Origin of the sequence: Leifsonia poae, from assembly GCF_050632195.1 — a bacterium.
GTDB lineage: Bacteria > Actinomycetota > Actinomycetes > Actinomycetales > Microbacteriaceae > Leifsonia > Leifsonia poae_C.
The window spans coordinates 2,623,639-2,644,451 of record NZ_CP192580.1; the positions used below are offsets into that span (position 1 = coordinate 2,623,639).

The following is a 20,813-nucleotide window of genomic DNA, read 5'->3' on the forward strand; positions in this document are numbered from 1 at the left end:
CGACGCTCAGCTAAAGTCCAGCGCTGAACCCTGAGGCCACGTAGAGGGCGATGATCACGACGAGCATGGTGAGGCTCCAGCCGAAATCGATCGAGATCGGTCCGAGCGACAGCGGCGGGATGAGCTTGCGGAAGAACTTGATCGGCGGGTCGGTGATGGCGTACACCGACTCCGCAGCCACCAGGCCGAATCCGCGCGGACGCCAGGAACGGGCGAACGTGCGCACCAGGTCCAGGATGAAGCGTCCCCACATCACGAAGAAGTAGATCAGCAACAGGTAATAGACGATGCGGGCGATGATGGCGACGACAAGCACGGGATCAAGTATGCGGGAAAGCGCGCCGTCCCCTCAGCGGGGAGGCGCGCTGTCCGGCTGATTCTCGGCTCAGGCCTGCGCGAAGAACGAAGCGTCGACCTCGGCGTCCTGGCCACCGTGTTCGCCGGAGACGACGACGTGCGACGGGGACAGCAGGAAGACCTTGGGCGTCACGCGCTCGATCTTGCCGTAGAGGCCCTGCGAGAGGCCGCTGGCGAAGTCGATCAGTCGGCGCGCGTCGCCCTCGCTCATCTGCGAGAGGTTGATGATCACGGGGATCCCCTCGCGGAACGACTCGGCGATCGCCTGCGCGTCGCGGTACTGGCGGGGGTGGACAGTGAGGATCTCGTTCATTTCCTGTACCGAAGCATTCCGTGCGGTGGACGACTTGCGCAGCGGTGTCACCGGGGCGCGGCCGGCCACGGGGGCGACCGGGGTGGGGTGGGGAACCGGGGCGACGGGGGCCTGGTGCGGCTGCTGACGCGGCTGCGGCTGCGCCTGCTGAGCGGGCTGCTCGTCGTACTCGAGTTCTTCGTCGGCGAGGCCGAGGTAGACCATCGTCTTCTTCAGCGGGTTGGACATGCGATCCTCCGTGTAGACCTGTGCGCCGACGCTTTCGCACGCACTCGAGAACTTTCTCTTCGAGATTAACCTTGCTCGGGCCGTTTCCCGGTAATGGCGGTGCCAATACGAAGGTGTGTCGCTCCGGCTGCGATGGCCTCCCGGTAGTCCTGGGACATGCCAGCCGAGATCTTCGTGGCGTCGGGTGCCAGAGAGGTCACGCGCTCGCTCGCTGCGCGGACGCGCTCGAACGCGCGCGCGGGCTCCTCGTCGATCGGCGCGACCGCCATCACCCCGAGGAGCCTCAACCCCGGGGTCTCCAGGATGCGTTCGACCAGTGGCTCGAGGTCGCGGTCCGCGACGCCGCCGCGGGCAGCATCCGTCGTGAGGTTGAGCTGGACGAAACAGTCGATGTCACCCTCGTCCGACCGCAGAGCCTCGACGAGGGAGCTCCGGTCGATCGAGTGGATCACGTCGGCGTAAGCGCGCACTTGCCGCGCCTTCTTGCTCTGCAACTGCCCGACGAAATGCCAGCGCAGGTCGAGATCCGAGAGTTCAGCGGCCTTGGCCTGAGCCTCCTGGTGCCGGTTCTCGCCCACATCCTGAACGCCGAGGCTCGCCAACTCGCGCACGAGCGACGCCGGATGGAACTTCGTGACGACGATCGTGGTCAGCTCTTCCGGCGATCGTCCAGCCGCTCGGGCGGCATCCGCGATGCCGGCCCGAACGGTCTGGAGTCGCTCGGCGAGCGGACTACTTGAGGAAGTCGGGGATGTCGAGGTCGTCATTCTCGTCATCGAATGCGGGGTCTTTGGGCGCGGACTCGCTCACCGGGCTCTCGGCCGCAGCCCAGGCGTCGGTCGACGGCGACGGGATGTCCTCGGCGTCGAGAGCGGCCGTGCTCGCGAGCGCTGCCCCTTCTTCGCTTCCGGCCTCCACGAAGGTGGTGCGGCGGCTGTCGAGCGGCTGCTTGCCGTTCGTGTTGGGTTCTCCCCCGTCGAATCCTGCCGCGATGACCGTGACGCGCACCTCGTCGCCGAGGGTGTCATCGATGACGGCACCGAAGATGATGTTGGCTTCGGGATGCACGGCCTCCTGCACGAGGCGGGCCGCGTCGTTGATCTCGAAGATTCCGAGGTTCGAGCCACCCTGGATGGAGAGGAGCACTCCGTGCGCGCCGTCGATGCTCGCCTCGAGCAGCGGCGATGCGACGGCGAGTTCCGCCGCCTTGATGGCCCGATCGGCGCCGCGCGAGGACCCGATGCCCATGAGCGCGGACCCCGCGCCCTGCATGACCGACTTCACGTCGGCGAAGTCGAGGTTGATGAGACCCGGGGTGGTGATGAGGTCGGTGATGCCCTGGACACCCGCGAGGAGCACCTGGTCGGCGGTCGAGAACGCCTCGAGCATGCTGATGCCGCGATCGCTGATCTCCAGCAGGCGGTCGTTCGGCACGACGATGAGGGTGTCGACCTCTTCTTTGAGTCGCTGCACACCTGCCTCCGCCTGCTCCGAGCGGCGCTTGCCCTCGAAGCCGAAGGGCTTGGTGACGACACCGATGGTGAGGGCGCCGATCGACTTCGCGATACGCGCGACGACCGGGGCGCCACCGGTTCCGGTTCCACCGCCCTCTCCGGCGGTGACGAAGACCATGTCGGCACCTGAGAGTGCCTCCTCGATCTCTTCCGCGTGGTCTTCGGCAGCACGGCGACCCACCTCGGGGTCGGCACCTGCGCCGAGGCCGCGGGTGATCTCACGTCCGACGTCGAGCTTGACGTCGGCATCGCTCATCAAGAGCGCTTGCGCGTCCGTGTTGATGGCGATGAACTCGACGCCGCGAAGCCCGAGTTCGATCATCCGGTTGACGGCATTGACGCCGCCACCGCCAATCCCGACGACCTTGATCGCGGCGATGTAGTTCTGGTTTGATGTCACGTCCGGCCTCCGGTGGAACCTTCAACCTCAACTTGAGGCTTAAAGTTATGCTCAGTATGCAATTCCTGATTCGAGGGTAGGTGCGGCATGCCCCTGCCCGCGAATCGCGCCAGGCGTGTCGGAAAAGTCCACGCAGAACCCGTCGTGTGAATGGGTCGCGGAGGCGCTATCCGGTGGTGACGCTGTGCGGGGACGAGACGTCGTACCGGTTCGCAGTGGGAACCGACTGGATCAAAGCCGCCAACGCCGCCGCCTTGAGATCGGAGTCGTCGGCGCTTCCCCAGACGACGGTGGCCGACTTTCCGCGGAGGGTGAACCCCACGTCGTCCCGGGTTGCCGCCGTGATCGTGTCGACCTGGGCGAGCAGGGACGGCGGTAAGGCGCTCAGCACACTGGCTGCAGCCGCGAAGCCCGACTTGGCATCCGCATCCTGAGCAGCACCCGTCGCCTGGATCAGCGGGAACCCGTCGGGGCGCGCGTCCGTGGTGGCGATCGTGACCTTCGCCGCATCGACGAGGTCGAACTTCGCGCCGGCGGCGACCACCCCGATCGGCTGGCGTTCGACGATCCGTACGACGATCGTGTTCGGCGGGTGGCTCTCGACGCTGTAACTGCGGATCAGCGGGAAAGCCGCCAGGTCGGCGCGGATCGCACCCTGATCGACAAGCGGAAGCGGACGGCCGATCTGGTTGTCGAGCGCCTTCTTGACGGCGGTCGCATCGATGCGCGCGGTACCGGCGATGTCGATCGTCTTCAGCGCCATCAGGGGCGAGAACGCCGTGAGCGCCACCCCCACCACGAGCGCGGCGAGAGTGCCGAGGCTCGCCAGCCAGACCATCCTTCTCCGGCGGGACCGTTTGGTGAACCGGCGCACCTCGCCGCGCTCCACCCGGGAGCGCTCTTTTCTGGCCTCGCTCACTGCGCGGCGGATCTCACGATTCGTGGGCAGCTGGCCCTGAGACCCGGACTTCGACGGCTTGGCCGCTTTGACCTTCTTCGCCTTCCCCTCGGCGACCGCGTCCGATCCGACCCGCTCCTCGGTTGCCGGCACGGCACCGCGCACGATCGGGATGGGCTCGGTCACGCTCTCGGCCGGCCGCGACCCCGACGTGGGCTCGCGCCTCGCCGGAGTCTGAGAAGGAGTCGGAGCGACTGCGGGCCGCTCCACCGGCGCTGGCGGCCGGTCGAACCCCTGGGGACGCTTCATCGGCGAACTAGGCCTGACTCCGCGAGCGCCGCAGCGAGTCGAGCAGCTGAGGGACGATCCGGTACACGTCGCCGCAGCCGAGGGTGATCACGAAGTCGCCCTCGCGCGCGATCTCGGCCGTGTGGTCGGCCGCAGCCTGCCAGTCGGCGATGAAGGCGACGCGCTCAGGATGCTCGAACCGGTCGGCGACGAGCGCCCCCGTCACTCCGGGCTCAGGATCCTCGCGGGCGCCGTACACGTCGAGCACGACGGTCTCGTCGGCGTAGTTCTCCAGCGTCTCGGCGAACTCTTGGGCGAAGAGCCTCGTGCGGCTGTAGAGGTGGGGCTGGTGCACCGCGATGATCCGGCCATCGCCGACAACGGTGCGCGCGGCCGCCAGAGCAGCGGCGACCTCGGTCGGGTGGTGCGCATAGTCGTCGTAGACACTCACGCCCCCAACCGTGCCGTGGAGTTCGAAGCGACGTTCCGTGCCGCCGAACTCGGCGATAGCCGCGAGGGCGGCCGCCGGCTCGAACCCGAGGCCGGTCAGGACGGCGAACGCGCCCGCGGCGTTGATCGCATTGTGGCGTCCGGGGATGCGGAGACGGGCCGAGTAGTCGGCACCCTCGAAGCTGACGCTGAAGGAGACGGGACCGTCGGTGACGATCGAGTGCACGCGCACCTGCGCATCCTGAGCCTCGCCGAACGTGATGATCCGCTTGTCAGGGGTCTCTTCGCGCAGTTTGTTCGTGACGTGCACCGCACCGGCATCGTCGGACGACACGACGACGAACTCGCTCGCCTCGCGGGCGAATGTCACGAACGCGTTCTCGAACGCTTCGAGCGATCCGTAGTGGTCGAGGTGGTCGGGGTCGACGTTCGTGATCAGCGCGACCGAGGTGTCGTAAAGGAGGAAGGAGCCGTCGGATTCGTCGGCCTCGACGACGAACAGGTCGCCGGTACCGGTCTGGGAGCTCTTGCCGAGCGACTCGATCACGCCGCCGTTGACGAAGCTCGGGTCTTCGCCGATGCCGAGCAGGCCGGTGATGATCATGCCGGTCGACGTCGTCTTGCCGTGGGCGCCGGCGACCGAGACCAGCCGCTTCTTGCTGATCAGCCAGGCGAGAGCCTGGGAACGGTGCAGGACAGGCAGGCCCCTCTGCAGAGCCAGCTGGTATTCCGGGTTGTCCTGCCAGAGGGCTCCCGTGACGACGAGCGTGTCCGCGTCGCCGACGTTCGCCGCATCGTGCCCGATCGCGATGGTCGCCCCGAGCTCGCGCAGTGCGAGCACGTTCGACGACTCGCGCGCATCCGACCCCGTCACGGTATAGCCGGCCTCGAGGAAGAGACGGGCGATACCACTCATGCCCGAACCCCCGATGCCCACGAAGTGCAGGGCACCCAGATCGTCGGGAAGGGTCATGCTGAGGTCGGGTTTGATCAAGAGAAGTGCTTTCTATCTTCGACTGACAGGAGCCGCCGGCCGGACGGCACCATCAAGTATGACGCTACGCCCCCGGGAGGGCGGTTCGGATGAGCGACACCATGCGGTCGGAGCCGTCGCGCACGCCGACACTCGCCGCACGCGCGCTCATCGAGGCGACCCGCTGGCGATCGTCGAGCAACGGGAGAAGGTCGGAGTCGACCCAGGTAGGGAGGAACGTCGCGTCGTCCACGAGCATTCCCCCGCCCGTTTCGACCACACCTGCCGCATTGAAGCGCTGCTCGCCGTTGCCGATCGGGAAGGGGACATAGACAGCAGGGATGCCGAGCGCTGCGAACTCGCAGACTGTCGCCGCCCCAGCACGCGCCACCGCGAAATCGGTCACGGCGAACGCCAGATCCATCCGGTCGCAGTAGTCCAGCAGCCGATAATGCTCGATCCCCGGGTCGGTCAGTTCGCCCTTACCGCCCTGGATGTGCAGGATCTGGTAGCCCGCGGCCGTCAGCTGCACAGCCCGGTCGGCGATGGTGCTGTTCAGCCGACGGGCGCCGAGGGAGCCGCCGGTCACGAGCAGAGTGGGTCGATCATCCGTCAGCCCGAACAGCGCCAGGGCTTCGGGACGGGCAGCGGCGCGATCGAGTTGCTCGATCTCGACACGGAGGGGCATGCCGACGAACGTCGCGTGCTGCAACGGCGTTCCCTCGAATGCCACTCCGACGTACGGCGTCGACCGTGCCCCCAATCGATTCGCGAGACCCGGTCGCGCGTTCGCCTCGTGGAGGACGACCGGAACCTTGGCCTTACGCGCCGCTGAGTACGCGGGAGCTGCTGCGTAGCCGCCGAAACCGACCACCACGTCGATTCCGCGCTCTCGGATGAGGTCTGTCACGCTCGTCGTCACCCTGCGGTACTCCCCGGGAAACGCAGGGCGGCGGAGTTCGGCCGGCGAGGGAACGGCAACTTCGGAATCGTCGCGAGTTCGTAGCCACGCTCGGGCACCAGCCGCGCCTCGAGCCCTTCTTTCGTGCCCAGCACGAGGACCTCAGCGGACGGGTCGTCGCGCCGCAACCGATCGGCGACGGCGAGCAACGGATTCACGTGGCCGGCGGTTCCCCCGCCGGCGAGAAGGTACCGCGTCATACGCGAGCGTTCGTCTCAGTGACGTGCTCTTCTCGAGCGGCTTTGCCTGTTTCGCGGGCGAAAGAAAGAACGATACCGATAGCGACCATGGAACTGATCATCGCAGTTCCTCCTGCAGAGATCAGTGGGAGCGGAACGCCGAGCACGGGGATGACGCCGAGCACCACCGCGATGTTCACGAATGCCTGACCGATCAGCCAGACCATGACCGCGGCCGTTGTGACGCGCGCGAAGGGATCGCTCGACGCATGGATGATCCGCAGGAAGACCACGGCGAGCAGCACGAAGAGGATGAGTACGACCACTGCGCCGATGAGGCCGAGCTCCTCGCCGATGATCGCGAAGATGAAGTCGGTGTCGGCCGCGGGAAGCCACGACCATTTCGAGTGCGAGTTGCCGAGGCCGACTCCGAAGACGCCGCCGGACGCGAGTGCGTAGAACCCGTTGTTGATCTGCCAGTTGACGTCGGGGTTGGCCGCGCTCGTACCGCCGAAGAGGGCCGCGATACGACCCATCCTGCTCTTGCTGGAGATGGCCACCAGAATAGCGAGCACACCGACGGCCGCGGAGCCGAGCGCGAGGTGTCTCAACTTCACACCGGCGAAGAAGAGCGCGCCCAGGATGATCGCGGCCATGATCACGGTCGTGCCGAGGTCGCCGCCGAGTACGACGAGCAGAACCGCACCGCCGGCGATGGGCACGACGGGCACAGCCACGTGCTTCCAGTGACCGAGCAGGTCCTTTTTGCGGGCGAGGACGACACCCAGCCACACAACCAGCGCAACCTTGATCGCCTCCGACGGCTGAACGGTGAACGACCCGATCCTCAGCCAGTTGCGGTTGCCGCCGATCTCCATCCCGAGCGGGGTGACCAGCACGAGTACCTGCAGGAAACAGGCCAGGCCCAGGATGAGCCAGATCGACTTCTTCCAGAACCGCGTCGGCAGCCGCGACACGAGGAACATCAGGGGTAGGCCGATCAGCGCATAAGCGCCCTGCGACCAGAACCGCGAGAAGAAGCTGTCCGTCGCGGTGTGCGACTCGACCGAGGACGACGACAGCACCATCACGAGGCCGAAGACGACCATGAAGAGAGTGATGCCGAGCAGCAGGAAGTAGTTCGCCGACTCCGCCTGCATCGCCTTGCCCAGCGAGATGCGCGAGGTGATCGTGCCGAGCTTGGAGGAGCCCCTACTCGTCTCCAGAGCGCGAGGCGGACTGCTCATCCGCCTCACCTCCAAAAAACTCGTTGACGGCCACCTGGAAGAGGCGACCCCGTTCCGCGTAGTCGCTGAACTGATCCATCGACGCCGCCGCTGGAGCCAGAAGAACCGTGTCCCCTGCTTGCGCGACCTCGCCGGCCAAGTTCACCGCCTTCGGCATGACCTGTTCAGTCTCGGTCGCGTCGACCTCGTAGAGGGGCAGGCCGGGCGCGTGTCGTGCGAATGCGGAGCGCAGAGCCTCACGATCCACGCCGATCAGGATCGCTGCACGCAGCCGTGACGCGTGCTTCTCGACGATCTCATCGACGTCGACCCCCTTCAGCAAGCCGCCCACGATCCAGACGACAGACTCGTACGCCAGCAACGACGCGTCTGCGGCGTGAGGGTTCGTGGCCTTCGAATCGTCGACCCAGCTCACTCCGGACTCGATGCGCACGAGCTCGATGCGGTGGGCGTCCAGGCGGAAGGCTGCCAGCACATCCCGAATCACTCCAGGCTCGACGCCGTACGAGCGAGCGAGCGCGCTGGCTGCCAGGATGTTCGCCACGATGTGCGGAGCGGCGAGCCCCGCGTCGCGCAGCTCGTCGATGGTGGTCAGCTCGATCGCGCTGGTGAACCTGTCCTCGAGGAAGGCACGATCGCAGAGGATGCCGTCCACGATCCCGAAGTCGCTGGGACCCGGGATGTCGAGCCCGAAGCTGATCGCCCGCGCTCCGTCGATCACCTCGGCATCCTGCACCATGAGCTCCGTGGCCGGGTCGTGACGGTTGTAGACGCACGCGACCTGGGTGTTGTCGTAGACCTTCGCCTTCGCCGCACGGTAGGCGTCCGCCGACCCGTGCCAGTCCAGGTGATCGTCGGCGATATTGAGGCAGGCGGCGGAGTACGGCGAGAGCTCGCCTCCGCGATTGCGGTTGACCCAGTGCAACTGATAGCTCGATAGTTCGACGACCAGGACGTCGAAACCCTGGGGGTCCCGGATCGCGTCGAGCACGGGGATCCCGATGTTGCCGCAGGGCGCGGCGCGGTACCCGCCCGCCAGCAGCATGCTCGCGGTGAGCTGCACGGTCGTGGTCTTGCCGTTTGTTCCGGTCACCGCGATCCAGTCGGCAGGCTCACCGACCTTGTCGCGGAGCCGCCAGGCGAGTTCGATGTCGCCCCAGATCTCGGTGCCGCGCTCCTCCGTCCAGGTCAGGAGCGGGTGATCGTGGCGGAAGCCCGGCGAGACGACGATGAGCTCGGGGTCGAACTCCTCGAGCGCGGTCGGCGGACGGCTGAGGTCGGCGTCTTCGATCAGCTCTGCGCCGATCACGGTGAGGAGCATGGCGCGCTCCTCATCCGCCTTCGCAGTGACGACGAGCACCTCGGCGCCCAGTTCGACGAGCGTGTCGGCGACCGCGAATCCGGTGACGCCGAGTCCGTAGACCGCGACCCGGAGACCGCGCCAGTCGGACCGCCAGCTCGTCAGACCGGCAAGCCGATCGGCGAGCTCGGTCATGTCGCGAGCCATTCGAGGTAGAAGCTGCCGACGCCCGCGGCCACGAGCAGTCCGCCGATGATCCAGAACCGCACGACGACGGTCACCTCGGCCCACCCCTTCAATTCGAAGTGGTGGTGGATGGGACTCATCAGGAAGATGCGTTTACCGCGGGTGAGTTTGAAGTACGCCCGCTGCACGATCACCGAGCCGGCCTCGATGACGAACAGGCCGCCGATGAGGACGAGCAGCAGCTCGGTACGGCTGAGGATCGCGAGCGCGGCCACCGCGCCACCCAGGGCCAGCGAGCCGGTGTCACCGAGGAAGATCTGCGCCGGCGAGGTGTTCCACCAGAGGAAGCCGACGACCGCCCCGACGATCGCCGTCGCCACGATGGCGAGGTCGAACGGATCGCGCACCTCGTAGCATTTCGCGACGTTCGCCGGATCGAGCCTGAGGCTGTAGCACGACTGAATCGACTGCCAGAAGCCGATGATGATGTACGCGCCGATCGCGAGGATGGACGCCCCGGAAGCGAGCCCGTCGAGTCCGTCGGTCACGTTCACGCCGTTCGACGCGGCCGCGACGATGAAGTTGATCCAGATCAGGTACAGGCCGTAGCCGACGATGACGCCGATCGCCCCGAACTTGGTGATCGACATGAAGTCGATCGGCAGATCCCGGATGAACGACACGCTCATCGACGCGGGCGTCACCTCGTTCTTGTTCGGGAAGTTGATCGCGAGAAAGGCCCAGACCGTCGCGACGACCACCTGGCCGGCGACCTTCGCCCAGCCGGTCAGGCCGAGACTGCGCTGATTCCGGGTCTTCAGGAAGTCGTCGATGAAGCCGACGATCCCGAGGCCGACCATCAGGAAGAGCACCAGGAGGGCGGAGATGGATGTCGGGTCCCCCGTCAGCAGTAGCGCGGTGAAGTAGCCGAACAGCGTGCCCAGGATGATGATGATGCCGCCCATGGTGGCGGTTCCGCGCTTGGCGTGGTGGCTCTGCGGCCCGTCGTCGCGGATGAACTGACCCCACTGCAGCCGCTTGAACAGTCGGATGAAGACAGGGGTGAGAAAGAGCGTGAACGCCATCGACAGCGCACCGGATGTCAGCAGAGCTCTCACGAGAACAATTCTCCCAGTCGATCGCCCAGAAAGCGCAGGCCGGCCGAGTTCGAAGATTTGACGAGCACGGTATCCCCCGCCTCGAGGGCGGTTTCGAGGTAGTCGAAGGCGACGTCCGGCGTGTCGAAGTACAGCGACTCGCCGTCCCACGACCCTTCGTTGATGGTCGAGATGTGCATCCGTCGCGCGGCGGGTCCGATCACGACGAGCTGGTCGATGCCGAGGCGCACCGCGAGCAGACCGATGCGGTCGTGCTCCTCGCCCGAGAACTCGCCGAGCTCGCTCATCTCGCCCAGAACGGCGACGGTCCGGCCGCCGGGTTCCGCGATCTGCGCCAGCGTCTTGAGGGCAGCCGACATCGAGTCGGGGCTGGCGTTGTACGCGTCGTTGACGATCGTCACGCCGCGGGCACCGCCCAGGACCTCCATGCGCCAGCGCTCGGCGCGCTGCACGGTTTGCAGGGCCTCGACGATGTCGTCGATCCCGACACCGAGCGTGTGAGCCGCCGCGGCCGCGGCGAGGGCGTTCATCACGTGGTGCTCGCCGAGCACACGGAACTGCACCTCGCGCGATTCGCCGTCGGGAAGCCGCAGTTCGAAGCTGGTTCCGCGGGCCGTCGACACGACATTCGTCGCACGCACGTCAGCCCGCTCGTCTAGACCGAACCAGAGAACGCGCGCGGCTGTCTTGTCCTCCATCGACGCCACTCGGGGATCGTCGATGTTCAGGATGGCCACATCCGAGTCGAGCAAATCGCTCACCATCTCGGTCTTCGCCTTCAGCGTCGCCTCGATGCCGCCGAACTCGCCCGCATGAGCGAGGCCGACCTTGAGCACGATCCCGATGTCGGGACGCGCCATGCGCACGAGCCTGGCGATCTCCCCGATGCCGCTCGCGCCCATCTCGGCGACGAGGAACTCGGTCTCCTCGGTGACCTCGAGCATCGTGACCGGAGCGCCGACCTCATTGTTGAACGACGCCCGGGGCGCGATCGTCGGGCCGACAGGCTCGAGAATCGAGCGCAGCAGGTTCTTGGTGGTCGTCTTGCCGTTGGATCCGGTGACACCGACGATCTTGAGCTTGCCGAGCGAGCGCACCCGCGCGATGACCTCGGTGGCGAGGTCGCCGAGCGCGACGACTGTGTCGGCGACGACGAGCTGCGGAACGGCACGCGTCCATCCGTCGGTGGCGAGAAGGTGGTCGACGACGACCAGTGCCGCTCCCGCTTCCACCGCCTGAGGCACGAACAGGTGCCCGTCGGTGAACTCCCCGGCTTGGCGAAGAAGATCGTGCCCGGCACGACCTCGCGCGAGTCGGTGGTGGAGAGTCCGTCGACGACCGTCTCCCGATCGGTCTCAGTACCGGCGATCACGAGATCGCCACGGGTCGCCGCAGCGATCTCGGCGAGCGTCAGGGCGATCATCAGAGCCACCCGGCCTCTCGCAGGGCGAGCTTCGCATCGTCCCGGGCGGAATACGGGATGCGTTCGCCCGCCACTTCCTGATAGTCCTCGTGTCCGGGGCCCGCATACAGCACGATGTCGCCCTCGCCTGCGAGCGACAGGGCCTTGCGGAAGGCGGCGCGCGGGTCGGGGATCTCGTAGAGCTCCAGCTCGGGCACCGCGTGACGCGCGCCGTCGAGAAGGGTGGCCCGGATCGTCGCCGGGTCCTCCCAGCGTGGGTGGAAGTCGGTGATGACCACGGCATCCGAACCGCGAGCGGCGATCGCACCCATGTCGGTGCGCTTGGTCGTATCGCGGTCGCCGTCGGCGCCGAAGACCATGACGATCTTGCCGTCGGTGACCTTGCGGAGCGCGCCCAGTGTCGAGAGGAATGCGTCGGGGCTGTGACCGTAGTCGATGAAGACCACCGGGCCCTGGTCTCCGGAGATGCGCTCGGCCCGACCGGGGATGAACGCGTCGATACCGCCGTCGCGGTCGAGCGCCGCACCGATCGCGTCGAGGTCGTAGCCCGACTCGATGAGCATGACGATGGCGAGGGCGGCATTCGCTGCCATGTACGCGCCGAGCAGGGGAACGCGGGTCGACAGTCGTCGACCGTCCGGCCCTTCGAGCACGAAGGCGGTGTGGTCGACCGTTTCCTCCGTGACCGTCATCACCCAGTCGGCGTCCGCACCGGCGGAGGTGGACAGAGTGGCGATCGGGATGCGCGACTGCTCGACGAGCGCCCGTCCCCAATCGGAGTCGACCGTGACCACGCCGCGGCGGGCACGGTCGGGCTGGAAGAGTTCCAGCTTGGCGGCGAAGTAGTCGTCCATCGCCGCGTAGTCGTCGAGGTGGTCGTGGCTGAGGTTGGTGAACCCGACGACGTCGAAGACGATGCCGTCCACACGGTGCCGGCTGAGAGCCTGAGCCGAGACCTCGATCGCGACGGCGCGCACGGCCTCCTCGCGCATCCGGGCGAGCAGGGCGTGCAATTCGCTGGCTTCGGGCGTCGTGAGCTTGCTCGTGATGGCCGTGTCGCCGATCCGTCGCTCCGCCGTCGAACTCAGACCGGAGACGACGCCGAGCTGACCCAGGATGGCGTTCAGCAGGTAGACGACGCTGGTCTTGCCGTTCGTGCCGGTGACGCCGAAGAGCGTCGCAGCGTTCTCGTCGGTGCGATAGATCCAGGCGGCGACGGCACCGAGGGCGGCACGCGCGTCCTGAGTGATGACGACCGGCAGGCCGGAATCGGCTGCGAGCTGCGCCCCATCCTCATCGGTCAGGATCGCCACTGCTCCGGCCTCGGCGGCCTTCGCCGCGTAGCTCGCGCCGTGCGCGTTCCGTCCGGGCACCCCGACGTAGAGGTCGCCGGGCTCGACGGCGGAGGTCGCCAGAGCGACACCGGTCAGTTCGACGGCATCGAGGTCACCTCGGGAATCCAACCCGAACTCCGCCACCAGCTGTGCGAGCGGACGGGCGACGGGATGCTCGGGGCGCAGGGAAGAGGGCGCCGGTCCTGTCACGGGGCTCACTTTCAGTAGTAAGGCGGGTAGTCAGCCGGGGAAGTCGTGGAAGGCTTCACGCGGTAGGTCTTCAGCACCTGACTCATGATCGTGTGGAACAGCGGAGCGGCAGCTGCCGACGAAGTAAGCGTAGCCGGGTATCCGAGGTTGACCGAAACGACATACTCCGGGTTGTCCACCGGAGCGACACCCATAACAGACACGTAGTACGACGGCAAATACCCGCCGTGGCCGTCCGGCTGCTGGGCCGTTCCGGTCTTCGCAGCGATGCGGTAGCCCGGAATGCTGAGCTTTTGGAGAGCTCGCCGTCTGTGACCACGCTCTCCATCATCCCGAGCGTCGTGTTGGCAGCGTCGGCCGAGACGACCTGGATCGGCGTCGGCTTCGGAACGTCGGTGACTGTGCCGTCCGCCTGCTTGCATCCCTCTGTCAACGTCAATGGGATACGCACGCCGTTGTTAGCGAGTGCCTGGTATGCGCTGACCATCTGCACCTGTGTCGCGGAGACTCCCTGACCGAACATCGTGGCGTATTTGGTCTGGTCGTCCCATTTGCCGACCGGGTTCAGGATGCCCGACGACTGCCCGTTGTACGGCAGCCCGGTCTCCTTGCCGATGCCGAACTTCTGCAGGTAGTCGTAACGCACCTCATTGCTCAGTCGCTGACCGAGGATCGACATGCCCGTGTTGGACGAGTTCATCAGCACGCCCGTCAGGGTGAGTCGCATCGGCGCGTGATAGCCGGCATCGTGCAGGTCGGCGCCTTTGCCCGACTTGAATTCGTAGGGTGCGAGCACATGTGTGGTGGGGTTCGCTTTGCCCTGATCGATGAGCATGCTCGCCGTGAGGGGTTTGAACGTGGATCCGGGCTCGTACGGCGTGCTCAACGACAGCAGACCCCAGTAGGACGGGTCGGTCGCGTCGATGTTGTTCGGATCCATCGCCGGCCACTGGGCGATCGCCTTGATCTTCCCCGTCTTGGCCTCGGCGACGGTGACGAACCCGAACTTCGCACCCACCGCGGCGACTTGCTGCGCGAGGGTCTGCTCGGTGAACCACTGCAGATCCGGGTCGATCGTCAGCTGCAGCGTTCCGCCGTCCTTCGCCTGCTTCTGAACCACGGTGCTTCCGGGGATCGGGACGCTGTCCGCGCCTCGCTGGTAGGTCTGGAGACCGTTCTCGCCGGCGAGACAGGCGTTCTCGCTGTCTTCGAGCCCGCCGTTGCCGTTGGCCGAGACGTAGCCGATCAGGTTCCCTGCGACGGCGCCGTTCGGGTAGCTCCGCGCTGGCACCTTCTCGAAGGTCAGCCACCCGTACGGCAGCTTCGTCAGCTTGTTGTAGGTGCCGACGTCCATGCCCTTCTTGACGAGGGCGTATTTCGACTTCGGGTTCGTCTTGAGGGCATTGTCGATGATGGCGACGATCGCATCGCCGCCTTGACCCGTGATCGCACCGATCTTGGCGGCAGCCGCGATCATCTTCTTGCGCCCCTCCTCACCGACCCCGATGGCATCGGAGGGCGACAGCGCGGCCGTGTACCGGTAGACGGTGGTCGCGAGAACGGTTCCGTTGGCGGCCACGATATCGCCGCGCGCCCCGAGCAGGGTCGTCGAGACCTGTTTGGCTTTGACCGAGTCGTTCTGCAGTTCGTCGGCGCGCACGACCTGGATGTCCACCAGCCGGGCGCCCAGGATGCCGACGGTCGCGACGACGGCGATTGCGGTGACGGCGGTGCGCCGCCGGATCGACTTTCTCGAGATCACGTCCGTCCGTCCCGTCAGTGCGTCACCGGTGTCGGCAACGCTCCATCCAATGGTGCTGCGGGCGGAGGTGTTGCCTGGTCGGCCGCGCCGTCGGTCGTGGGATCGGCGGTCGGCGTAGCGGTGTCGGCTGACGCCGGAGTCTGCGGTCCTGTGACGAGCGGCACCCCGGCGAGCAATGAGTTCGGAACCAGGTTCCCCTGTCCTCCGGTGACCGTGCCGGCTGCCCCGCTCGCCGGAACCGCCGCGCCCAGCACTGCCGCGTCGGAGAGGCGAAGGTATGCGGGGTTGCTATTGCTCACCATCCCGAGGGCGTTGGCATTGGCGGCGAGGTTCTGCGGCGATGTCAGCCGGTTGAGATCCTCCGAGGCCGCCTGGTAAGAGCGCTGGAGCTGCGTCTGCTTGGTAGCCAGCGAGCTGAGTTGGTACGCGCCCTGAGAGACGGCGATGCTGAGCAGAAGCTGCGATACCACGATGCCCATGAGCATCCCGACTGCCACGATCGCGTACACGGCCCGGGGGCGCGAACGACGCTGCGAGCGGGTCGAGACGACTTCGAGATGATTCGGGCGCTCTTCCTCGGCGGGACGGGGCGCCTGGCGACCCAGCCAGCCGACGGCGGGACGCTTCTCGGCCAGACTCGTGCTCACGATGCCCTCCTCACTCGTTCGGCTGCCCTGAGACGAACGGGCGTCGCTCGCGGATTGGCCGCTTTCTCGTCGTCGTCCGCAAGCTCGGCCCCGCGGATGAGCAGTTTCAGTTCGGGCCTGTGCTCGGGGAGCTCGACAGGCAGGCCCGCCGGAGCGCTGGACGTCGAGCGGGTCTGCAACTCGCGCTTGACGATGCGGTCCTCGAGCGACTGGTACGCCTCGACGACGATGCGGCCGCCGATCGCGAGGGCATCGATTGCGGCGGGGATCGCCCGCTCGAGCACGGACAGCTCTTGATTCACCTCGATGCGCAGCGCCTGGAAGACGCGCTTCGCCGGGTGCCCCTGCCGCTGTACCGCGACCGGTGTCGCCTTCGTGATCACGTCGACGAGCTCTGCCGAACGGACGAAGGGATGCTCGGCGCGGGCCTCGACGATCTTCTGTGCGTAACGCGCAGCGAGCTTCTCCTCGCCGTAGTCGCGGAAGATCCGACGCAGGTCGGCTTCGCTGTACTCGGCCAGGATGGTCGCGGCCGTGAGATCGCTGGTGCCGTCCATACGCATGTCGAGCGGAGCATCCTTCGAATACGAGAAGCCGCGCTCGACGCGATCGAGCTGGAGCGAGCTGACGCCGAGGTCGAAGAGGACGCCGTGCACCTCGTGGAAGCCGAGGCCCGCCACGGCTTCGAGGATGCGGTCGTAGACCGTGTGCACCAGGTGGACGCGATCGCCGAACCGGGCGAGACGCTCGCCTGCGATCGCGAGCGCATCCGGATCGCGGTCGAGACCGATGAGCGTCACCTGGGGGAACCGTTCCAGGATGCCCGCCGAGTGGCCGCCCATGCCGAGCGTGGCATCGACGATGACGGCACCGGGCGCCTCCAGCGCGGGTGCGAGCAGCTCGATGACGCGCTCGAGGAGTACCGGGGTGTGGATCTGGTCGTCTGTCATGGCTTCGACGGGTTCGGGCCCCTGAATCCTGATCCCCATCCATTCCGACCTGGCACCGGGGAAGTGTGTCAGGGCGGTGAATGGCTGGGAGTCAGGTGTCAGGCACTAGAAGAGCCCCGGGATCACCTCCTCCGTGGTGTTGGCGAACGTTGCTTCCTGCTCTTCCAGGTAGGTCTCCCACGCCTGGGCGTCCCAGATCTCCGCGCGGCTGCCCGCCCCGATGACGACCAGGTCGCGATCGAGACCTGCATACGAACGCAGGGTCTGAGGAACAGTCACGCGGTTCTGCTTATCCGGAAGCTCTGAGCTCGCGCCCGAGAGGAAGACGCGGAGATAGTCACGGGCCTGCTTGCTCGTGACCGGCGCCTGCCGGATCTTCTCGTGCAGGGATTCGAACTCCCGCTGACTGAAGACGTAGACGCAATGTTCTTGGCCGCGGGTGAGGACGATGCCGGATGCGAGTTCATCCCGGAATTTGGCCGGCAAGATGATCCGTCCCTTTTCGTCGAGTTTGGGGGCATAGGTACCGAGAAACATCGGGTACTCCCCACTCTTCCGGCCAAGGTTGCGGTGTGGCTCCACTTTACTCCACAATCATCCACATCTGCACCGCATTCGAGTTAATTGACTCTATTGGGGGTGCCAAGCCTTGCAAAATCAAGGATTTCCTTGGTGGAGGAAAGTGGATGGCCCGACCCTGAAAATGGGCAAGAAAAAGGGCCGATCCGAAGATCGACCCAGAGTTGTCCGCTCGGGTGGAGCGGAAGGGAGGAGCTAGCCCTGCCCGTCCTGCCTCTTGTCCCAGCGGTCGTTGAGCTTGTTCATGAAGCCGGCCTGCTGAGCCTTGCTGGTCTTGCCCGAGGCGCTCGTCGCACCGGGAGCCGACGCATCCTGAGCGGGTGCGTTGCGCTTGCTGGGTGCGATTGCGAGGAGCACGCCGACGAACATCACGACGAAACCGAGGATGCCGACGATGGGGATCTGGAAGGAGACCCCGGCGATGAGTACACCCACGCCGACGACGGCGATCAGAATGCCGAGGACGATGGAGCGGTACGCGGGCCTACCGCGCCTTCCACCGACCGTCGCCACGAAATCTGCGTCGTTCTGATAGAGGCTGCGCTCCATCTCTTCGAGGAGGCGCTGCTCGTGTTCTGAAAGCGGCATCCGTTTCCCCCTCTTTCCCGGGTTCGTGACGTTGTGTGCTGATTGTAGCCCCGCCGCGGTAGCTAGGCTAGGCGTGTGTCAGAAAGCATTCGGTTCGTCGACCTGATCCAGACCAGAATCGATGGGTTCCTCGATGCGCGTGCTTCCATTCTGGTCTCCATCGCGGATGAACTCTCCCCGATTGAGGCGTTCTCCCGGGATTTTCTCAGCGGCGGCAAGCGTTTCCGGGCCCTCTTCTGCTTCTGGGGCTGGCAGGCCGTCCGGTCTTCCGGTCCTGATGCCGCAGACGACAGCGTCGCCCCGGGTGGAGCGCTCGACGCGGTGGTGTCCGTCGCGAGCGCTCTCGAGGTCTTCCACGCGGCGGCCCTGGTGCACGACGACATCATCGACAATTCCGACACTCGTCGCGGAGCGCCTGCCGCACACCGCCGATTCGCGGCACTGCACGAGGAGAACGGCTGGCGCGGGTCGGCCGACGACTTCGGCGCGGGGGCCGCGACGCTGCTCGGAGATCTGCTCCTCATCCTGAGCGACGAGCTCTTCGACGAGGGCTTGACCGAGGTCGTCAGCGCGCCTGCCCGGCGAGCGGCGCGCGCCGAGTTCAACCGCATGCGCCTCGATGTCACGGCCGGCCAGTACCTCGACATCTTCGAGGAGATCGGCTGGGATGCCCAGCCCGGCTCCGAGCATCTCTCCCGCGCTGAGCGCGTCATCGTCTACAAGTCGGCGAAGTACAGCGTCGAAGCGCCGCTCCTGATCGGCGCGAGCCTTGCGGGCGCGACGATCGGGCAGCTGGATGCGCTTCGCAGCTTCGGCCTCCCGCTCGGCATCGCCTACCAGCTCCGCGACGATCTCCTCGGAGTCTTCGGGGATGCGGCGGTCACCGGAAAGCCGAGCGGTGACGACCTGCGCGAGGGCAAGCGAACCGTGCTCATCGCCCTCGCACGTGAGGCGATGCCGGGAGGCGCTCGGTCAGCACTCGACGAGCTGCTCGGCGACCCCGACCTCACACCGGCGCAGATCGAGACCCTTCAGTACACGATCCGCGACACGGGTGCGGTCGACAAAGTCGAAGCACTGATCGCAGCCAACGTCCGACAGGCGATCGAAGCGATCGAAGCGGCACCCCTCGGCGCCCAGGCCCGGGCGCAGCTCCGCGAGCTCGCGGTGACGGTCACCGAACGCGCTTACTGAGAGCTGCCGGAGCGGTCCCTCCGCGAGCGCTCGGTCGACTACGCGAGCGCTTGAGCGACTCGTCGCACCTCTGCCTTGCGGCCGGCGCGCAGCGCGTCGATGGGGGCCGCTCCCAGCGAGGCGTCCGCGTCGATCAACCAGTCCACGGCTTCCTCGTCGTCGAACCCGGCGTCGCCGAGGACGATCAGCGTGCCACGGAGTTCGTTCAACGGCTCGCCGTCGCGGATGAAGTCGGCCGGAACTTTGAGAACGCCGTCGATCCGCTTGGCGGCGAGGTGCTTGTCCTCGATGAGGCGGCGAACGCGGCTCACGCTCAGTCCGAGGAGGTCGACGAGGTCGGGGATGGTCAGCCATTCGCGGCCTGGGGCTTGCTCAGTCACACCACAAGCCTCCCACGATGCCGGACACTTCAGGAGCCACTTCAATTGTTACGATCGTGTTAACTCAAATCACTTCAGTCACACTAATTGACTCCTTATGCATTGTGTGACAGCGTGAGAGTTCGCAACCAGCAGAAGAGGTGGGGTCAGATGTCTGTACTTGCCCGATCAGCGCGCTCGGTTTTCGCGACTGTGCCCATCGTCATCGCCAGTTCGCTCGCGGTGACGCTCAACATCATCACTCCCGCTCAGGCCGAAGCTCCGCGCAGCGACGCCGACGGCGCCAAGGAGAAGGCTCCGGATGCACACGGCACTGTCCGAACGGACCTCAGCGCCGCCGCGACCACCTCTCCGGCTCGCACCGCGGTCTCAGGTGCTCCCACCACTTACAGCGTTCAGTCCGGCGACACCGTCTCCGGCATCGCTGGGCGCTTCGGGCTCTCGACCGCGAGCATCCTCGCGCTGAACGGGCTGAGTTGGAAGAGTCTGATCTTTCCCGGCCAAGTGCTCGCTCTTTCCGGCGCGACCGGCTCTGCTCCGGCGGCCCCGGCTCCAGCGCCGGCGCCGGTGTCCACCCCTCGGTCACCAAGTACACGATCGTCAAAGGCGACACGATCAGCGCGATCGCCGGTCGCTTCGGGGTCAGCGTCCAGTCGATTCTCAGCGCCAACGGACTGGACAGGTCAAGCCTGATCTTCCCGGGACAGCGAGTGACGATCCCCGGCCTGGCGACCGCATCCGTCGACACACCGAGAGCACCCGTTGCGGCTCCCGCCCCCGTGGCCGCCGCTCCAGCAGCCCCGGCCCCGACGCCCGTTCCGGTCGGCGCGACACCGGTCCCTCTCACAGCGGAGATGAGAGCCAATGCCGCTCTCATCGTGAAGGTCGGGCGACAGGAAGGCGTCAGCGACTACGGGATCGTCATCGCACTCGCCGCCGCGGCCCAGGAATCCGGCTTGCGCAACGTGCAGTACGGCGACCGCGACTCCCTGGGACTGTTCCAGCAACGCCCGAGCACAGGATGGGGCACCCCCGCACAGGTGCTCGACCCCGCATACTCCGCGCGAGCGTTCTACGGCGGCGCGAACAACCCGAACACGGGTCGCACCCGTGGCCTGCTCGACATCCCGGGCTGGCAGAGCATGTCGGTGACGCAGGCCGCGCAGGCCGTGCAGATCTCCGCGTATCCCGACGCATACGCCAAATGGGAAGTGTCCGCGCGCAGCTGGCTCCCCCAGCTCGGCTGAGGCCGGGCTCCGATGATCACAAGCGGATCACAGGACGGGCCTTCACGGTGTTTTGCAGGCTTCGGGCAGGTCTCCTTCTCTAAACTC

The 20,813-nt window shown here is 66.5% G+C and carries 16 protein-coding genes and 4 pseudogenes; 2 read left to right on the forward strand and 18 right to left on the reverse strand.

The window, feature by feature from the left end; genetic code table 11:
- Positions 1-10 precede the first annotated feature (10 nt).
- The 17 genes and pseudogenes from ACQ86A_RS13250 to ACQ86A_RS13330 form a co-directional block, all read right to left on the reverse strand.
- A complete protein-coding gene (locus ACQ86A_RS13250) occupies positions 11-316 on the reverse strand; it encodes a YggT family protein (protein ID WP_431277474.1) in 306 nt (101 codons plus the stop codon).
- Positions 317-385: 69 nt separating this feature from the next.
- Complete coding sequence (locus ACQ86A_RS13255; RefSeq protein ID WP_431277475.1) at positions 386-898, reverse strand: cell division protein SepF; 513 nt, start codon at positions 896-898, stop codon at positions 386-388.
- Between the two features lie 65 nt (positions 899-963).
- Complete coding sequence (locus ACQ86A_RS13260; protein WP_431277476.1) at positions 964-1,665, reverse strand: YggS family pyridoxal phosphate-dependent enzyme; 702 nt, start codon at positions 1,663-1,665, stop codon at positions 964-966.
- Positions 1,631-2,812: a cell division protein FtsZ gene (ftsZ, locus tag ACQ86A_RS13265; protein ID WP_431277477.1), complete on the reverse strand. Its 1,182-nt coding sequence runs from the start codon at positions 2,810-2,812 to the stop codon at positions 1,631-1,633. Before ftsZ ends, ACQ86A_RS13260 begins: the two co-directional genes overlap by 35 nt.
- A gap of 166 nt (positions 2,813-2,978) precedes the next feature.
- Positions 2,979-3,896, reverse strand: a complete 918-nt coding sequence (locus ACQ86A_RS13270; RefSeq protein WP_431277478.1) for an FtsQ-type POTRA domain-containing protein — start codon at positions 3,894-3,896, stop codon at positions 2,979-2,981.
- A gap of 130 nt (positions 3,897-4,026) precedes the next feature.
- On the reverse strand, positions 4,027-5,442 hold the full coding sequence (murC, locus tag ACQ86A_RS13275; protein WP_431277479.1) for a UDP-N-acetylmuramate--L-alanine ligase: 1,416 nt from the start codon (positions 5,440-5,442) through the stop codon (positions 4,027-4,029).
- A gap of 64 nt (positions 5,443-5,506) precedes the next feature.
- Positions 5,507-6,582, reverse strand: a pseudogene (locus tag ACQ86A_RS13280) (UDP-N-acetylglucosamine--N-acetylmuramyl-(pentapeptide) pyrophosphoryl-undecaprenol N-acetylglucosamine transferase).
- Positions 6,579-7,808 (reverse strand): putative lipid II flippase FtsW, encoded by a 1,230-nt coding sequence (gene ftsW, locus ACQ86A_RS13285; RefSeq protein ID WP_431277480.1) that lies wholly within the window; start codon positions 7,806-7,808, stop codon positions 6,579-6,581. The pseudogene ACQ86A_RS13280 and the gene ftsW overlap by 4 nt, the downstream one beginning before the upstream one ends.
- Positions 7,774-9,303, reverse strand: a complete 1,530-nt coding sequence (murD, locus tag ACQ86A_RS13290; RefSeq protein ID WP_431277481.1) for a UDP-N-acetylmuramoyl-L-alanine--D-glutamate ligase — start codon at positions 9,301-9,303, stop codon at positions 7,774-7,776. Before murD ends, ftsW begins: the two co-directional genes overlap by 35 nt.
- On the reverse strand, positions 9,300-10,412 hold the full coding sequence (gene mraY / locus ACQ86A_RS13295; protein ID WP_431277482.1) for a phospho-N-acetylmuramoyl-pentapeptide-transferase: 1,113 nt from the start codon (positions 10,410-10,412) through the stop codon (positions 9,300-9,302). Before mraY ends, murD begins: the two co-directional genes overlap by 4 nt.
- Positions 10,409-11,835, reverse strand: a pseudogene (locus tag ACQ86A_RS13300) (UDP-N-acetylmuramoyl-tripeptide--D-alanyl-D-alanine ligase). The gene mraY and the pseudogene ACQ86A_RS13300 overlap by 4 nt, the downstream one beginning before the upstream one ends.
- On the reverse strand, positions 11,835-13,379 hold the full coding sequence (locus tag ACQ86A_RS13305) for a Mur ligase family protein (protein ID WP_431277483.1): 1,545 nt from the start codon (positions 13,377-13,379) through the stop codon (positions 11,835-11,837). The pseudogene ACQ86A_RS13300 and the gene ACQ86A_RS13305 overlap by 1 nt, the downstream one beginning before the upstream one ends.
- A gap of 11 nt (positions 13,380-13,390) precedes the next feature.
- Positions 13,391-15,141, reverse strand: a pseudogene (locus tag ACQ86A_RS13310) (peptidoglycan D,D-transpeptidase FtsI family protein).
- Positions 15,142-15,155: 14 nt separating this feature from the next.
- Complete coding sequence (locus tag ACQ86A_RS13315) at positions 15,156-15,788, reverse strand: hypothetical protein (RefSeq protein WP_431277484.1); 633 nt, start codon at positions 15,786-15,788, stop codon at positions 15,156-15,158.
- On the reverse strand, positions 15,785-16,738 hold the full coding sequence (gene rsmH / locus ACQ86A_RS13320) for a 16S rRNA (cytosine(1402)-N(4))-methyltransferase RsmH (RefSeq protein WP_431277485.1): 954 nt from the start codon (positions 16,736-16,738) through the stop codon (positions 15,785-15,787). Before rsmH ends, ACQ86A_RS13315 begins: the two co-directional genes overlap by 4 nt.
- 105 nt (positions 16,739-16,843) lie before the next feature.
- Positions 16,844-17,275 carry a division/cell wall cluster transcriptional repressor MraZ gene (gene mraZ / locus ACQ86A_RS13325; protein WP_431277486.1) on the reverse strand — a complete coding sequence of 144 codons (432 nt, stop codon included), beginning with the start codon at positions 17,273-17,275 and terminating at the stop codon, positions 16,844-16,846.
- A 237-nt stretch (positions 17,276-17,512) separates the two neighbouring features.
- Positions 17,513-17,905, reverse strand: a complete 393-nt coding sequence (locus ACQ86A_RS13330) for a DUF3040 domain-containing protein (RefSeq protein ID WP_431277487.1) — start codon at positions 17,903-17,905, stop codon at positions 17,513-17,515.
- Between the two features lie 75 nt (positions 17,906-17,980).
- Between ACQ86A_RS13330 and ACQ86A_RS13335 the strand changes: the two genes are divergently transcribed.
- A complete protein-coding gene (locus ACQ86A_RS13335) occupies positions 17,981-19,099 on the forward strand; it encodes a polyprenyl synthetase family protein (protein ID WP_431277488.1) in 1,119 nt (372 codons plus the stop codon).
- Between the two features lie 38 nt (positions 19,100-19,137).
- Here ACQ86A_RS13335 and ACQ86A_RS13340 read toward each other — a convergent pair whose 3' ends face one another.
- Positions 19,138-19,479, reverse strand: coding sequence for an Rv2175c family DNA-binding protein (locus ACQ86A_RS13340; RefSeq protein ID WP_431277489.1), 342 nt, complete (start codon positions 19,477-19,479; stop codon positions 19,138-19,140).
- 150 nt (positions 19,480-19,629) lie between these two features.
- On the opposite strand from ACQ86A_RS13340, the pseudogene ACQ86A_RS13345 reads away from it, so the two are divergent.
- A pseudogene (locus tag ACQ86A_RS13345) lies at positions 19,630-20,726 on the forward strand (LysM peptidoglycan-binding domain-containing protein).
- Positions 20,727-20,813 lie beyond the last annotated feature (87 nt).